This window comes from Streptomyces sp. NBC_01317, from assembly GCF_035961655.1.
Taxonomy (GTDB): domain Bacteria; phylum Actinomycetota; class Actinomycetes; order Streptomycetales; family Streptomycetaceae; genus Streptomyces.
The window spans coordinates 6,523,973-6,539,205 of sequence record NZ_CP108393.1 but is presented as its reverse complement, the minus strand read 5'-3'; the positions used below and the strand labels follow the sequence as shown (position 1 = coordinate 6,539,205).

Here is a 15,233-nt window from a genome sequence, read left to right as displayed (position 1 = left end):
ACCACGGGACAGTCCGTGGTCAGGGCCTCCCTGCGGCCCGCGTTCACCGTCCGCCCTCCGGTCAGCCGAAGGTTGATTCCGCAAGCTCCTCGGGTTCCTTCTGTTCGTGCTGGGCCAGCGCCAGGCCCAGGCCGAACCAGGTGGCAGGCCACGTGCCCACCCAGGTCCCTACCCGGTCGGCCCGGTCGATCCCGGCCGGTTCGACCTTCATGGAGGCCGCCCACGAGACAACGGACAGCCCGATCGTCAGGCACGCCACGGTGTATGCGTGATCGCTGCGCAGTCCTTTGTCGTGCAGAAACTTGACGATCATGACACTCCCAGTGGTAGCAGGACAGTCCTACCACCGTCGCGTACATGTCCACGCGCCGCATCCTGGCGACCACCGGAGGAGCTCCCCGCGCTTCCGGCTGCCGGACGGGCCCGGGCCCGTCCGGCAGCCGGAAAAGGAGACAGCCTACACCACCAGGGGCTCCAGGTCGCGGTGCACCCTGCGCTCGTCCCGCGCCAGCCGGGTCAGCGCGTGGTCCTCGCCGAGCAGCTGGGTCAGCTCCTCCACCGTCTCCGCGCGGATCGGCGCCGCCTCGTCCTTGCGCCCCGAAGCCCCCAGCGTCACACAGAGGTTGGAGACGACGGCGAGCATCTCGGGGTGGTGCGCGCCCAGCGACTCGCGCAACCCGGCGACAGCGGCCCGCTCGATGGCCAGCGCCTCTTCCAACTCCCCCAGGTCCGCCTTGGCGTTGGCGAGGTTGACCGTGCAGAAGAGCGTGTGCGGATGCTCGTCCCCCAGCACCTCCCGCATGGCCCGCAGAGCGCCCTGGAGCAGTTGCTCCGCCAGCTCGGGTGCCCCGCAACCCCAGTGGTAGATACCGAGGTTGTTGATCGCGGCGAGGGTGTACGGGTGCCGCTCCCCCGGCACCTTCATGTACTGGTCCACGACCTCCTGCGCCAGGTCCCTGGCCGCCACCGGCTCCCCGGCCGAGAAGTGGTCGGCGGCCAGGTTCAGGTCGCAGGCCAGCGAGTCCGGGTTGACCTCCGTGCCGTACTTGGCGCGGTAGCGGTTGCGGGTGGCCGTGGTCAGCCGCCGCGCGTCCTCCAGGCGGCCCGCCCTGCGCAGCGACACGGCCAGGCTCTTGGCCGCGACGAGCGTGCCCGGGAACGCCTGCCCCATCTGCTCCTTGAGCGTCGCGTACGTCCGGCTGAGCAGCGCCGCCGAGTCCTCGTACCGGCCGATCTCCCGCAGGTCCCGCCCGAGGCTGGCGGCGGAGGAGAGGGTGTACGGGTGCACCGGGCCGAGCACCTCGGTGCGCCGGTCGAAGACGTCCTGGTCCAACTCCCGCGCACGGGCGAAGTATCCGACCATCCGCAGGTTGAGGGCCAGGTTGTTGGCGGCGGCGAGCGTCCGGGGGTGCGACTCGTGGAAGATCGAACTGAACCCTTCGTGCGCCTCCGTCGCCAGCTCCATCGCCTTGCCGTACTCGCCGAGTGTGCCCAGGTCCATGGCGAGTCCGCTGGTGGTCATGTACGTGTGCGGATGGGACGCCCCCAGCACCACGCGCTGGCGCGCCAGGGTCTCCTCGTCCAGCTCCCGGGCCTCCACGTAACGGCCTTGCGAGCGAAGGATGTTGGAGAGGTGGAACCGCAGGTAGAGGTATTGGAGATCGTCGTTGCCGAGCTTCTCCCGCCATACGTCCCGCAGGTCGTTGGCGAGTTCGAAGGCGGCCGGCAGGTCGCCGCGCTTCCAGAGGTAGCGCACGCGGTCGATCATCAGCCGGCGGGTCTCCGGCTTCCTGCACCGGGCGGCGTCCGACGGCACGAGGTGGGGCCAGATGGTGTTGAACCGCTCCCAGGTGCCCGGGTTGTCGATCGGCTCGTCGTCGTCGGGCCTGGCGCCCGCCAGGATCCGGTGGACGGCGTGCCGGGCGTCCTGCTGCTCCTCCTCGGTGAGCTGGGCCTTGATGATCGCCTGGACCAGCCGGTGCACCTGGATGCTGTTGCCGACCTGGTCGACCTTGGCCAGCGCGAACCGGCCGATCTCCCGGATGACACGGCCGAGGACCAGCGTCTCCTGGAGCGAGGCGTCGTACGGCTTGAGCGCCTCGATCATCTCCTTGCTGTAGAGGAGGTTCGCGGAGATCGGCTCGGGGGCGAAGAAGGCGCAGAGCTGGAGCAGCCGTACCGCCGCGGGCGAGCGCTCCTTGAGCCGCTGGATGGAGATGTTCCAGGTGGCGGCGACCGGTTCCGGGTAGCCGGCAGGCTGGTTGAGCGCCAGCACGCTGGGTGCCTGCTGGGCCAGTTGCTCCAGGTAGTCGCCGACGGGGGTGGCGGTCTCCGCGATCCAGGCGGCGGCCTGTTCGACGGCGAGGGGCAGATCCCCGACGGCGGTGGCGACCTTGTCGGCGTCCACGGCGCTCAGGCCGGGCGCGCGCCGCTGGAGGTGTTCGACGGACTCCTCGCGCAGGAAGACGTCGACGGGCAGCGCGTCGCCGTACTGCGACCAGGTCTGGTTGCGTGAGGTCACCAGTACGTGCCCGGGACCGCCCGCCGGGAAGAAGCGCTTGAGGAGTTCGGGGTCGTCGGCGTTGTCGAAGACCAGCAGCCAGCGCGAGGACGGTACGCCGCGCCGCAGCAGGTCGACGGCCTCCTGCGAGGCGGCCGCCATGTCCTCGCCGCCCTGGGCCCCGAGCCGTACGGCCAGTTCGGCGAGGCCGGCCACCACGTCCGCGACCTGCTCGGAGGAGATCCACCAGACCAGGTCGTAGTCGGCCATGAAGCGGTGCACGTACTCCAGGGCGACCTGGGTCTTGCCGATGCCGCCGAGGCCGTACAGGGTCTGCGGCTGGGGCAGCACCACGGCCATGCCGCCGCCGAGCTGGTCGCGCATCCGCTCCAGGACGAGGGAGCGCCCGGTGAAGCCGGGGTTGCGGGCGGGCGCGTTCCAGATCTTGGGGACGGTGCCGGGGAAGCGCGGGCCCGGCGCGACCGCGTCGGTGAGCTGGACGGGCCGCTCCAGCGCCCGTAACAGGGCGGTGGTGGCGTGGACTTCGTCCAGCCGGTAGAGGTCGACGGGGTTGCGGTCGATGTACGGCGTGGTGAGCCGTACGTCCCCGACCCGCAGCGGCACCAGCTGCCGCCGGCCGCCGCCCGGGTCCTCGGACGCGGCGCGGGTCCACACCTCCACGGCCCGCGCGGACTTGAGGTAGGCGGTGGACAGGAGCACGACGGTACGGGCCGCCGTCTCGGCGGTCGTGGCGCTTGTGGCCGCGCCCTTGCCGGTCCCGGCAGCGTCCGGATCGGCGGAGACGTCCCGGGGCACGACCCGGAACCCGGCCCGGGTGAGCACCGATTCGACCCAGTCGGCCCACATCCGGTTCTCGGCCACGTAGCTGAGGAAGAGGTCGGCGGGCAGCGAGGGGCGGCGGCGGGTGAAGGCGTCCCTGATGCGCAGTCTCGCCTCCTCCCCGACGGTGGGCATCGCGGTGACGGCGCCCTCGGTGACATAGGCGGTGACCCGTTCGAAGGCGGAGAGCAGGGAGTTGCTCAGCCCGGCCTCGTCGCCGAAGGTCGCGAGGGTCTCCTCGTAGGCGTAGTAGGGGCGGTACGGAATCTCCACCGCGCCCCAGTAGGCGGTGAGTTCCTCCCCGGAGAGGCCGCCGGGGAACCGGTCGAACTTGAGCCGGGCCAGGGCGCGTCCGGCGTCGGCCTTCTCCTTCTCGCCCTCGTCGATCCGCATCGGCACGGGGAAGATCTTGATGCCCCGGCCGCCGTAGCGCTCGTCGATCTGGCGGGCGACGGCCGCGGCGCCGTCGATGGACTGGTCGCTGAGGGTGAAGCAGTCGACGAGGACGTCGGGCAGGTGGACGGTGCAGATGTCGGCGATGTCGCTCAGACCGGTCCTGCTGTCGATGAGGACGTAGTCGTAGTTGGCCTTCATGTCGTCGCGCAGCGCGTCGAAGAAGTGGCCGCCGCCGAGCCGGTCGTAGAAGTTGTCCCAGTCGAAGGTGGAGACCGTCGCGGAGTACTCGCGGTTCTGCTTCCCGGCGGAGACGAAGTCGAGCGTGCCGCCGGCCGGGAACTCCCAGCCCAGGTTCTCCGGGGTGAGGGAGACGGCGTGCGGCTGGATACGCGCGTAGTCGCGGTGCCAGTCGTCGGAGCGCTCCACGGGGCTGGTCGCGGCCCACGCGTACTCGGTGATCAGGTCGATGACCCCGGTGGTGGCACCGAGCGTGGAGGGGTCGAGGAAGGGGTGGAAGAACCGGTGCAGGCCGGGTGCCTCCAGGTCCCAGTCGACCGCCAGGACGCGCTTCCCGTTGGCGGCGAGAATCCAGGCGGTGTTGGCCAGGGCCATCGTGCGGCCCGTACCTCCCTTGTACGAGTAGAAGGTGACGATGCGTCCGTCACGACGTTCTGTCATCCGTGTCCTCCGCATCGGGCGCCAGGTCGTGCGTCTCGGGTATGTAGTGCGTCGTCGCGTACTCGGCGGCCATCGGGCCGCGCAGGCGCGGCCGTTCGGTGTGGCTGCCGCCGGCCGGCGGGTAGACCGCCGCGTGTCTCAGGTACTGCTGGGCCGCCGCCTCGACGACCTGCGGCAGGATCTGGCCGAACGCCTCCATGCTGGGCACGCCCTTGGCGGCGGCCCGGCAGGCGGTACGGCCCTGCCCCATCTTCCTGGGCATGGTCCGCTCCAGCTGTTCGCTCAGCTCCGTCTCGGCCGCCCTGCTCTGCTGGTCCTCGCGGTTCCACGGCACGACGACGCTCACCCAGGGCCGGTGCTCGGCGTCGAACGCGGCGAGCCGCTGGCGCTGTTCCTCGTCGTGCAGCGCCCACCGGTCGACCAGCAGGATCTCCGGCCGGGTGGGCGCCTGTTTGCCGTCGTGCGGTACGGCGACGTCGTCGAACGACATGATGTCCGCCTGGTAGTTGAGCGAGCGCACCAGATCCCGTGCGACGTACGCCAACGGCCTGACGGAGTCAGGGTGGTAGGGATTCCAGTCCTGGGCCGTACCGCCGTAGTAGTGCGGGGTCCGCCCCTCGGGCAGGTCGTGGTGGGTGGGAGCGGCCACGGTGACCTGCATGGGGCGCGGACCGCCGTTGGCCCCGAACGCGCTGGGCACCTGGCGGTAGTCGAGGGGCCGGCCGGGGCCGACGGCCGCGGTGTCGGCGACGCTGACGATGCGTTTGGCGAGTTCGTAGACCGCCCGCTCGTACTCCTCGGCGAAGATCCGGAGCTTGATCAGCCCGTAGAGCCCGTCGGTGACGTAACGGTCCCCGAAATCGCGGTGGTTGAACTGCAACCGCTCGGCGGGTCCGGGGAGTTGCTGCGGTGGCACCGGCACCCACAGGGCAGGCACAATCGCGTCCGACGGGTTGTTGCTCTTCGCCTGCTGGTAGATGACGCGCTGGGCGAACGCGTACCACTCCTTGCCGCACATCTCGCTGGCGAAGTAGCGCGGCGAGAACAGCGGCACGAACACCCGGCACGTGGAGAGGACTTCGCCGAGCCGTTCCGACCAGCCCTCGCCGGAGCGTATCTCCCGGTCGATGAAGCCGGGCGGCGCGCCCGCCGGCAGGTCGGTCATGGCCAGCACATGGCCGCACAGATCCCGGAAGAGCCGCTCGACCCACATGTCCGGGTCGGGCCCTCCCGCCCCGTCCCTCGGTGTGTGTGCGTAACTCAGAAAGAAATACGGCCGATGGTCAGCCGCTCGCTGCTGTGGTGACGCCTGCACACGACCCCCGTCCTGTGTCTTGGCGAACTAATCATTCCGGAGCGAAGCCCTCTCCCTCCCTTGACGTTCGGTCAATCAACGCCGCTTTTCGGTCATCCACGACTCCGCGTGATCAACCGCGTCTTTGATCGGGAACAGCCTCGCGGATGTTCCTCCCAGTTGTCCCTTCTGTTCCATACCCCAGGGGAACGAAGCGCCCACGGCCTCGAAATCACTGTCGTCGAGGGTGACATCCTCATATTCCACCCACCGCGCGATCCCGTCAGGGCCTTTCAGCACACAGCGGTAGGAACGCGTCGGCGCGCCGACCCGGTATTCCGCGAGATGGAACGCGGTGCAGACGGCGAATCCCACATTGACCATCAGAACGTGCGCACCGGCCGCGGCGAGAGCGCCCAGCGGGGAGTCCTCGCCCAGATGACTGTGCAGGGGATGCTCGGCCAGCAATTCCTTCGCCCGGCGTCCGACGGCCGCGAAAGAGGTCTGCGGATGGGCGCTGCGCACCGCGCCCGGATGGGTGCGTACGGACTCGGCCAGCCGGCCCATCCCCGTCGAGGGCGTGGTCGCCGGGTCGAAGGCGGGCATCCGCTCCCGGAAGGCGGCCGCCTCCCGGCGTGTCTTCCCCCGGATACGCGCCAGATGGGCCGAGGAGGTGTCGGAGTTGTCCTCCGTGAACGCGGGCACGACCAGGGTGCCCGTGTCGCCCACGGCCGTCAGCAGGGCGGTGCGCAGGGTGTCGGCGTCGAGGCCGGTGGAGCCCAGGGAGGCGTGGACGAGGAGGATCGACCCGTCCATGACCCCCAGGGCCGCCAGCTCGGCGGCCAGCGCGCCCACGGTGGCGGGGCGGTCCGCCGCCCCGGCCGCCGTACTCGCCGTCGCCTCGTCCGTCGCGTCAGGCATGGTCGACCTCTTTCCACAGGGCGGCCAGCAGGCTCTTCCCGCTGACCGTGAGTTCGGCCGTGTCCTCCAGCGTGTCCAGCGCCCGGCGGGCGTGGTCCCGGTAGGCGGTGTCGTACGCCGCGAGGCCCACGCGTTCGTACGCCCCCGCCAGCAGCTCCGACACCGGGACCGGCGTGTCCCGCCAGGGCGCCCGGCGGGACTGGCCGGGCGCGGTGTCCAGCGCGTACAGGTCGGTGACCTCGGTGAGCGCCCGCAGCTTCGCCGCGCGGAAGCCGCGCAGGAGCGCGAGCGCCAGCTCCCCGGCGTCTCCGTGGACGGGGACCCCCAGGGCTCCGTAGCCGGGCGGCCCGCTCACCGCTCCGGTGTCCGCCGACAGCAGCGGCGTCAGCGTGGACAGCGTCCCCGCCGCCTCCGCCGCCTGGTCCGGTACGGCGTCCCGCAGCAGCCCCCAGGCCGCCGCGAGACGGGCGCTCCAGCCCGCCGCCTCCGCGTCCCCGAGCCCCGGGTGGACGGGGGCGCCGAAGCGGTCGCGGTACGGATCGAGGTCGTCGAGCGCGAGGTCGGGTGCGCCGTCCCGGCCGAGCCGGCGCACGGGCCGCCAGTACGGGGTGGCCTCCCCGGGGCGTACGACCAGCCGCTCCACCGCGCCGGCGCGCACCAGGAAGCCCTTCTCCACGACGCGCACCTCGGCGTCCCCGTACGCGCCGTAGGAACCGGCGCCGTCCGGTCCCGCGCCGTCCGGTCCCGCGCCGTCGTCCAGCCGCAGCACCCCGAGGGTCGGGAGGTGCAGGGCGCCGTCCCGGTGGCCGACCCGGACGGGCACGTCCAGGCCGCCGCGGATCACGGCGGCGGCGACGTAGGCCGCCAGGCGGCGCGCGGTGCCCGGCGCCCCGGGGCGCTCCTCGCGCAGGGCCGCGACGGAGTCGACCAGCCAGGGCCGGGTGTACGGGTGGGCGAGCAGCTCGTCCAGGCCGTCGGAGTGCCGCTCGACCACCCCGGCCAGCTCCCAGGCCTCCTGCCAGGACGCGCCGCCCCGGCCGGCCAGTTCGGAGTGCAGCTCCGCGAGGAGCGAGCGGGTCAGGTCCAGCTGGGCGGCGAGCAGCTCGCCGGTGTCCGTGACGGCGGGCGAGGTGGTCGCGGCGGCCGTACGGGACTCGATGCCGCGGATCAGGGCTTCGAGGTCCGCGCAGTAGACCGAGGTCCGGTCGAACCCGGCGGGTCCCGCCGCGGGCCCGGACGCGGCGCCGGAGCCGTACCGGTGGGTGTAGAGGCCGCCGCCGCAGGAGCGGACGACCGGGCACTGCCGACAGGTCTCGCTCACCCCGGCGAGGCCCAGCTGACGGGTCCGTACGCCGGGGTGGGCGGCGACCTCGTCGAAGGTGTGGGAGAAGACGTCGAACCCGGTGGCCGCCGCGCCGTCGTAGGCGCTCTTGAGCGAGTCGACCTGCTCCAGCGTGCCGTCCGTCTCCACGACGACCAGGTCGGTGGGGGCCAGTCCGAGGGATTCGGTGAGGCTGGGGCCGCCGCCGAGGGTGGAGAGCACCGACTCGAAGAGCCGTACCGGCATGGGCCGGCCCTGCTCCTCCCAGCGGTCGAAGACGGTCAACAGCCAGTCGGCGTACGCGGTGGGCGAGCCGTCGGGGCGCGGCGGGGGCTCGTCCCAGGTGGCGTGCGGGAGCAGGAAGTCGATGCGCGGCGGATCGAGGGCGGCGAGCGCGTCGTACACGGCGAGAGGGTCGTTGGCCGCGTCGATCGTGCAGAGCAGCCCGAGGTCGAGGTGGCGGTAGCGCTCCTCGCGGAGCAGGGCGACGGCCTTGAGGACCTGGGGGTGGCTGCTGCGGCCGTCCGCGTAGCGACGGTGCCGGTCGTTGGCCGTCCGGTCGCCGTCCAGGGAGATGCCCACCCGGACGCCGAATTCGTCGAACAGGTCTAGATAACGGGGAGAAAGCTGGAGCCCGTTGGTGTGGATGCGCAGATCGAGGGCAGCGATACCGTCGAGAGCCGCGGTCAGCTCGGCGCAGACCTGTCGCAGCCGGGCGGGGCCCGCCAGCAGAGGCTCCCCTCCGTGCAGGATCACTGACACGGAGGGCAGGGCATGAGTCTTGGCATGCTCTGCCAGTCGCAGAGCCGTCCAGGAAATCGCCTCTTCAGAGATCACCTTGGGGCGGGTGCGCCAGCTCTGATCGGCGTGCTCGTAGATGTAGCAGTGGTCACAAGCGAGATCGCACCGGCTGTGGACCTTTAAGACGATCTCGCGGAATGGGACCAGGGGTCCAGTCATTCCGCCAGTCTAGAGGGCGGAGTTGAAGCTCGAAACGCGCGCGACACGGCCGGTGGGCATGGGCAGTACCCGGTTGAGCTTCTTGGCGACCTCGGTGTCGCGTACGTCGATCTCCGCGAGGGGGACTCGGTTCTTCTTCGCAGGAGCGAAGGTGACAGAGGTCTGAAAGGTCACGACGGCCGTCCTTGATCATCAGGTGCGAACAGGAGACACGGCACCGTTGCAGTGTCAGCGGCTCGACTTTACTCTTCAGAACTCGTACAGCAACTCGGCACGGGCGGCCGAGACAAAAGCGTTGTCAGGAATTCGCGACGCGGTGCGGAAGGCGCCATTCAGCTGAACGAGTGACAACACCACAGCAGACGGGGGCGCGCGCATGGCCGAGTTACGCGGACCACTGCACAGTATGGTCTTCCGAAACGCTGATCTGCCGGTTCTCTTCCACTACGCGGACGCGATCGCCATCACGCGCCAGCGGCAGGCGGTCAACGCCAACCGCAGCCAGCTGGTGCTGCTGGTCCTGGCCGCCGCGCTGGCCGCGCTGCCGTGGGAGGGGAAGCTCGGGGGTACGTTCCAACTCGTGGGCGCGTTCAGCGCGTTGGCGTACGCGGGCGTACTCCTGTTCACCCTCAGGTCCGCCGGGCACCGAGCAAAGTCGCATTGGCAACTCAACCGCTCCGCCGCCGAGTTCATCAAGTCGATGTCCTGGCGGTACGCGGTGCACGGGGCCCCCTTCGATTCCGGGGCCGAGGACCCGGCGGGACTCTTCACCACCCGGATGGAGGCGGGTCTGAGGGAGCTCAAGAAAGTGGGCTGGGAGGATCCGCGCGATGGGGACGGGACCCCGGCGGGAGCGGACCGACTCATCACTCCTCCCATGCAGATGCTGCGCGACAAGGCGTTCAGCGCCCGCAAGGAGACCTACGTCAGGGACCGGCTCATCGAGCAGCGCAACTGGTACCACCGGCGCACGGTGATCTCCCGTCACGCCACCACGCTCTGGGGGGTGAGCATCACCCTCATCACCCTGCTGGCGCTCTTCCTGGCCGTTCTGCGTACGTTCTCCGTCACCGGATCGTCCGCCGTGCTGGGGCTGTTGTCGGCGTCCGCGGCGGCCTGTCTGGCGTGGAGCGAGATCCGGCGCCATCAACCGCTCATCTCCGCGCACTCGTTGGTGGAGGACGATCTGGCGGCGATGCACACGGCGATGGCGACGATGGTCACCGAGGCGCAGTGGGCGAACGCCGTGTACGAGACCGAGCGGATCGTCTCGCCCCAGCACACGGACTGGCTGGTACGGCACCGGAGTTGAGGCGCGGGAGTGCAAAGGGCGCGGCGGGAGTGCAAGGGGGCGGGAGTGCGGGGGCGCGGCCGGTCAGGCCCGCTCCACCCCGTCGCACCAGATCACCGTCACCGGCTTCCCGCGCTCACGCGCGTACCGCACGATGTCGCCCGTCCCGCCGAGGCCGCGGGCCGGGCGGCCGTCCCACACCGCCAGCAGCCGGTCGCAGTGGTCGGCGATGTACGCGCCCGCCGCGTAGTAGGCCTCGTCCGTGGAGTGCGGGAACTCCATCCTGACCTCCAGGGTGGCCCGGTCCTTGAGGTGCCGGTAGCGGGCCAGTTCCTCGGGGTCGTCGAAGCCGTCCTCGTAGTCCCCGCTGGGGATGACGACGGTCAGTTCCGCGCCCCGGTCGAGCGCGAGGTCCGCGAAGAGCTGGTCCGCGCCCGCGGCCAGGCTGGAGAGCGCCTCCAGCGAGCCCTGCTGGGCGCGGAGCACGGCCAGGATGGCGGCTCTGATGTGTGCCCTGGCCGCCGCGGGGATGTCCCGGTGACCGGTCACTCCGATGCGTTTCACTGCCCGCGGCCCCCCGTTCCGTACCACCGACCACCCGGCATTGTCGCAGAGGTGAGCCCCCGTCCGGTCCGGACGGGGGCTCAGCGAGCGCGCCGGAGCCCCCGTCAGTAGACGCTGACGCCGTAGGCGCTCAGCGCCTCCGTGACCGGCTGGAAGTACGTGGTACCGCCGGAGGCGCAGTTGCCGCTGCCGCCCGACGTCAGGCCGATGGCGCGGCCGGCCGAGTGGAGCGGGCCGCCGCTGTCGCCCGGTTCCGCGCAGACGTTGGTACGGATCAGGCCGGAGACGATGTCGCCTCCCCCGTAGTTGACCGTGGCGTTCAGGCCGGTGACCGTGCCGCTGTGGGTGCCGGTGGTGGAGCCGAGGCGGGTGACGGACATGCCGACCGTGGCGTTGGCGGCGCCGGTGATGTCGACGCTGCCGACCGTGCCCGGGTGGGTCACGGCGGGGTTGTCGTACCGGACAAGGCCGTAGTCGTTGCCCGGGAAGCTGGAGCCCACCGTGGGGCCGATGCTGATGGTGTGCGCCGGGTCCGCGTACCAGGGCGGGTAGCCCTCCGTGCAGTGGCCGGCCGTCAGGAAGTAGTAGGTGGTGCCGCTGCGGACGTTGAATCCCACGGAGCAGCGCCAGCCGGGGGCGTAGACGGCGTCGCCGCCGGATATGAAGCGGGAGAGCGTGCCCGGGGTGCGTTCGATGCGCAGCGCGCCGGCGTTGGCCCCGGCCGCCCGCCGGATCGAGGCGATCTCGGTCGCGGAGACCGTGCTGTCGGCCGTGACGACCAGTTCGCCGTTGGCCCGGTCCGTGTACCAGGCGGTGCCCGCCACGTCGGCGGTGAGGACGGCGTCGTGCGCGGCGGTGAGCTGCTGGGCGCCGAAGGCGGCGGCCCGGTCCTGGGCGCTCGCTCCGGCGCCCGGTATCGCGAGTGCCACGGCGGCTGCCAGTCCGGCGGTGACGGCCGACAGCCGGGTCCTTCTCGCCCTTGAGCCTGGGGGGTTGGTGCGCTTGATCCTCACGTGTCGTTCCTCCGGGGGAATCGGGGGCCCGGCGGTGGGGTGCCCGGCCCGTGAGGCGCGGCCGGGACGCCCGTCCGGATCCCGGACAGGCGTCCCGGCAAGCGCTGTTGGGGAGTATCGAGGCCGCCGGCTCCCCGGCGCAAGGGCGCCCTCGGGCCCACCGCGACGGATGGTGTCCAGGGGCCGGAAGTGCCGGATCAGCCGGTCACGAGCCGCCGTTCGCCGGCCGGGACCGCGATCGGGAGCCGGTTGCCTGGCGGCGGGAACGGGCAGAGGAAGTGGTCCGCGAAGGCGCAGGGCGGCAGCACCGCCCGGTTGAGGTCGACGCTCACCGTGCCGTCCGCGTCCGGGGCCGGCGGCCGCAGGAAGCGGAACCGGAAGCTGTCCGTCCCGCTGGTCGTGTCGGCGAAGACCACCCAGAGGGAGCCGTCGGGCTCCACGGCGGCCTGGAAGGTGTGGTCCGTACCGTCCACCGTGAAGGAGATCTCCCCGCCGAGGGTGAAGTCCCGCTCGCGCCCGTCCGCGTTCGGGAGCAGGATCGTACGGCTCTCGTACGGCCGGAAACGCCCGGTCAGCGCCCAGTCGCTGTCGTACGGGGCCGCCTCGATGCCCAGGAACGACCGCCGGGCCGGCGATCCCGGGTCGAAGTCGCGTACGGCCCACAGGCCTTCGCGGCGCAGCACGACCAGCCGGCGCGATCCGGCCGCGATCCTGCTGTCCTCGAACGCCCCGGTGTCGGCCGTCAGCCGGATCTCACCGGTCAGCGGTGCGCCGTCGGCGGTGAGCCCGTCGCCGTCCCCGGCGGTGAGCACCACCTCGTCGCCGTCCGCGCGCCACACGCCCGGTACGGCGGGCAGGCGGCCCTCGGGGAAGTCGGTGAGCCAGTGGGTGCCGGTGAGGGAGAGCGGGCCGTACGGCGCGGAGACGGCGAAGACCCGCTGTTCGTGCCAGCGCTTCCACTCCTGGGCCGGGTCGGTGTCGGTCGCTGTGCCGGGTGCGCCGGACGTGTCGGTGGTCATGCTGATCAGCCTTTCCAGACGGGGTGGGGAAGCCCCAGGTGGGACCGCAACGTGGTCCCCGCGTACTCCGTACGGAAGACACCGCGTTCCTGGAGCAGCGGTACGACCCGGTCGACGAAGTCGTCCAGGCCGCCCGGGGTGAGATGGGGAATGAGGATGAAGCCGTCCGCCGCCTCCTGCTGGACGAAGGTGTCGAGCGCCTCGGCGACGGTCCGGGGGGTGCCGATGAAGGACTGCCTGGCGGTGGTCTCGATGACCGTGCCCCGGAGGGACAGCCCCTTGGCCTCGGACAGGGCGCGCCAGCGCGCGGCGACCGCGAGCGGGTCGCCGTCCGTCACCCGGCCCTGGGCGATGACGGCGGTGGGGTCGGGGTCGAGGTCCGGGAGCGGGCCTTCGGGGTCGTACGCGGAGAGGTCGCGGCCCCAGACGCGTTCCGCGGCGAGGAGGGCGTTCTGCGGGGAGACCTGTTGCCGTCGGATCTCGGCTGCGCGCTCCTGGGCCTCGGCGTCGGTGTCGCCGAGGACGTAGGTCACGCCGGGCATGATCTTCAGGTCGCCGGGCCGTCTGCCGTACCGCGCCAGCCGGGCCTTGGTGTCGGCGTAGAAGGCCCGGCCCGCCTCCAGGGTGCTGTGGCGGCTGAAGACGACGTCGGCGGCCGAGGCGGCGAACTCCCTGCCCTCCTCGGAGTCACCGGCCTGGATGACGACGGGGTGGCCCTGCGGGGAGCGCGGGACGGTGAACTCGCCCTCGATCTCGAAGTGTTGGCCCGTGTGGACGAAGGGGCGCGGGACGCCGTACGGGGCGCCGGGTGCGGCCGGGGTCCAGGAGTCCCAGAGTTCACGGGCGGTGGCGACGAACTCGGCGGCCCTGGTGTAGCGGTCGGCGCGGTCGAGGTAGCCGCCGCGCCGGAAGTTCTCCCCGGTGAAGGCGTCGGAGGAGGTCACCACGTTCCAGGCGGCGCGGCCCTCGCTGAGGCGGTCGAGGGTGGCGAGCCTGCGGGCCAGTTCGAACGGCTCGTTGAAGGTGGCGTTCACGGTGGCGGCGAGGCCGAGCCGGTCGGTGACGGCGGCGAGGGCGTTGAGCACGGTGATCGATTCCGGCCGGCCGACGACGTCCAGGTCGTGGATCAGTCCTCTGTGCTCGCGCAGCCGCAGCCCCTCGGCGAGGAAGAAGAAGTCGAAGAGGCCGCGCTCGGCGGTACGGGCCAGCCGCTCGAAGGACGCGAACGCGATCTGCGACTTGGCGCGGGGGTCGGCCCAGACGGTGGTGCTGTTGACGCCGGGGAAGTGGGCGGCGAGGTGGAGGGTCCTGCGGCCGGAAGTGGCGGTGGGGGTGTCGGTGGGGGTGTCGGTGGTCATGAGGCTCCCCCGGCGTGGGTGTACCGGTTGGCGGGCCGGGTCAGGCCCAGGTGCTCGCGCAGCGTGCCGCCCGGGTAGAAGGTGCGGAACCGGCTGCGGTGCTGGAGCAGCGCGACCGTACCGTTGACCAGCCGTTCCAGGTCGCGGGCCGGCTCGGCGGGCGCGACGTGGAAGCCGTCCACGGCGCCGCCCCGGTGCCAGGCGGCGATCAGTTCGGCGAGGTCGACGGGGCCGCCCCGGTAGTACGGGCCGCCGGCGCCGCCGGTGGTACGGGGCGCGCTCTCCAGCCCTGGTTCCGCCGGGCGTTCGCCGTCGCCGAGGTCGACCGTGAGCGCCGCGAGCACCCGCAGGGCGTCGGGCCGCCGGCCGTGGGCGGCGGCGCGGGCGCGGAGCCGCTCGCGGATCCCCGCCGCCTCCTCCGGGCGGGTGGCCCTGACGAGGACGACGTCCGCGTGGCGCGCGGCGATGTCCTCGCTGTGCTCGCCGGCCGCGTCCACGACGGTGACGGGGTGGCCCTGCGGGGGCCTCGGCACGATCGCCGGGCCGCGGACCGTGAACGTGCTGCCCTCGAAGTCGACATGGTGGAGCTTGGCGCGGTCGATGTAGCGCCCTGTCGACGTGTCGCGGATCTCGGCGTCGTCCTCCCAACTGTCCCACAGCCGCGCCGCCACCTCGGCGACCTCGCCCGCCTCCCGCCACAGGGCCTCGGCGGGCGCCGCGTGGCGGCGGCCGAAGAGCCGGGCCTGCGCGGGGGTGGTCGACACGTCGACCACCCAGCCGGCCCGGCCGCCGCTCACCCAGTCCAGGGTGGCCACGGCGGAGGAGACGTGGAACGGCTCGGTGTGGGTGGTGGTGACCGTCGCGACCAGCCCGATCCGCTCGGTGGCCGGGGCGACCCGGGACAGCACGGCGAGCGCGTCGAGACCCGGCCGGGTGAACGAGTCCTGGAGGGTGACGAAGTCGAGGGCGCCCCGCTCGGCGAGCCGGGCGAGGGTGACGTAGTCGGCGGCGTCGTACCGCGGCGGACCGCCGATCTCGGCGGCGAGATGCAGGGGTCGGATGGCGGACAATGTCGGGC

The 15,233-nt window shown here is 71.9% G+C and carries 12 protein-coding genes; 1 reads left to right on the top strand and 11 read right to left on the bottom strand.

The window, feature by feature from the left end; translation table 11 throughout:
* Positions 1 to 61: 61 nt before the first annotated feature.
* From OG349_RS28460 to OG349_RS28435, 6 genes are all read right to left on the bottom strand, one after another.
* Entirely contained in the window at positions 62 to 313 is a 252-nt protein-coding gene (locus OG349_RS28460; RefSeq protein ID WP_327237293.1) for a hypothetical protein, read from the bottom strand.
* Between the two features lie 144 nt (positions 314 to 457).
* Positions 458 to 4,414 (bottom strand): FxSxx-COOH system tetratricopeptide repeat protein, encoded by a 3,957-nt coding sequence (gene fxsT / locus OG349_RS28455; RefSeq protein WP_327237292.1) that lies wholly within the window; start codon positions 4,412 to 4,414, stop codon positions 458 to 460.
* Positions 4,398 to 5,729, bottom strand: a complete 1,332-nt coding sequence (fsxC, locus tag OG349_RS28450; protein ID WP_327237291.1) for an FxsC protein — start codon at positions 5,727 to 5,729, stop codon at positions 4,398 to 4,400. Before fsxC ends, fxsT begins: the two co-directional genes overlap by 17 nt.
* 75 nt (positions 5,730 to 5,804) lie before the next feature.
* Positions 5,805 to 6,524, bottom strand: a complete 720-nt coding sequence (locus OG349_RS28445) for an aminoglycoside N(3)-acetyltransferase (protein WP_327238767.1) — start codon at positions 6,522 to 6,524, stop codon at positions 5,805 to 5,807.
* Positions 6,525 to 6,621: 97 nt separating this feature from the next.
* Positions 6,622 to 8,910 carry a radical SAM/SPASM protein FxsBH, inactivated beta-hydroxylase extension form gene (gene fxsBH, locus OG349_RS28440; protein ID WP_327237290.1) on the bottom strand — a complete coding sequence of 763 codons (2,289 nt, stop codon included), beginning with the start codon at positions 8,908 to 8,910 and terminating at the stop codon, positions 6,622 to 6,624.
* Between the two features lie 9 nt (positions 8,911 to 8,919).
* Positions 8,920 to 9,084: an FXSXX-COOH protein gene (locus OG349_RS28435; RefSeq protein WP_327237289.1), complete on the bottom strand. Its 165-nt coding sequence runs from the start codon at positions 9,082 to 9,084 to the stop codon at positions 8,920 to 8,922.
* Positions 9,085 to 9,316: 232 nt separating this feature from the next.
* Between OG349_RS28435 and OG349_RS28430 the strand changes: the two genes are divergently transcribed.
* Positions 9,317 to 10,222 carry a DUF4231 domain-containing protein gene (locus OG349_RS28430; RefSeq protein ID WP_327237288.1) on the top strand — a complete coding sequence of 302 codons (906 nt, stop codon included), beginning with the start codon at positions 9,317 to 9,319 and terminating at the stop codon, positions 10,220 to 10,222.
* Between the two features lie 63 nt (positions 10,223 to 10,285).
* Here OG349_RS28430 and OG349_RS28425 read toward each other — a convergent pair whose 3' ends face one another.
* The 5 genes from OG349_RS28425 to OG349_RS28405 form a co-directional block, all read right to left on the bottom strand.
* Complete coding sequence (locus tag OG349_RS28425) at positions 10,286 to 10,765, bottom strand: hypothetical protein (RefSeq protein WP_327237287.1); 480 nt, start codon at positions 10,763 to 10,765, stop codon at positions 10,286 to 10,288.
* A 104-nt stretch (positions 10,766 to 10,869) separates the two neighbouring features.
* On the bottom strand, positions 10,870 to 11,778 hold the full coding sequence (locus OG349_RS28420) for a S1 family peptidase (protein WP_327237286.1): 909 nt from the start codon (positions 11,776 to 11,778) through the stop codon (positions 10,870 to 10,872).
* 197 nt (positions 11,779 to 11,975) lie between these two features.
* Positions 11,976 to 12,797 (bottom strand): DUF1684 domain-containing protein, encoded by an 822-nt coding sequence (locus OG349_RS28415; protein WP_327237285.1) that lies wholly within the window; start codon positions 12,795 to 12,797, stop codon positions 11,976 to 11,978.
* A 5-nt stretch (positions 12,798 to 12,802) separates the two neighbouring features.
* Entirely contained in the window at positions 12,803 to 14,155 is a 1,353-nt protein-coding gene (locus tag OG349_RS28410) for an NtaA/DmoA family FMN-dependent monooxygenase (RefSeq protein ID WP_327237284.1), read from the bottom strand.
* Positions 14,152 to 15,225, bottom strand: coding sequence for an LLM class flavin-dependent oxidoreductase (locus OG349_RS28405; protein WP_327237283.1), 1,074 nt, complete (start codon positions 15,223 to 15,225; stop codon positions 14,152 to 14,154). The genes OG349_RS28410 and OG349_RS28405 overlap by 4 nt, the downstream gene beginning before the upstream one ends.
* Positions 15,226 to 15,233: the final 8 nt, after the last annotated feature.

Excerpts from the sequence above, each read along its gene's own strand:
- fxsBH (WP_327237290.1), bottom strand. The coding sequence starts at position 8,910 with ATGACTGGACCCCTGGTCCCATTCCGCGAGATCGTCTTAAAGGTCCAC.
- OG349_RS28415 (WP_327237285.1), bottom strand. The coding sequence starts at position 12,797 with ATGACCACCGACACGTCCGGCGCACCCGGCACAGCGACCGACACCGAC.
- fxsT (WP_327237292.1), bottom strand. The coding sequence starts at position 4,414 with ATGACAGAACGTCGTGACGGACGCATCGTCACCTTCTACTCGTACAAG.
- OG349_RS28445 (WP_327238767.1), bottom strand. The coding sequence starts at position 6,524 with ATGGACGGGTCGATCCTCCTCGTCCACGCCTCCCTGGGCTCCACCGGC.
- OG349_RS28460 (WP_327237293.1), bottom strand. The coding sequence starts at position 313 with ATGATCGTCAAGTTTCTGCACGACAAAGGACTGCGCAGCGATCACGCA.
- OG349_RS28430 (WP_327237288.1), top strand. The coding sequence starts at position 9,317 with ATGGTCTTCCGAAACGCTGATCTGCCGGTTCTCTTCCACTACGCGGAC.
- OG349_RS28410 (WP_327237284.1), bottom strand. The coding sequence starts at position 14,155 with ATGACCACCGACACCCCCACCGACACCCCCACCGCCACTTCCGGCCGC.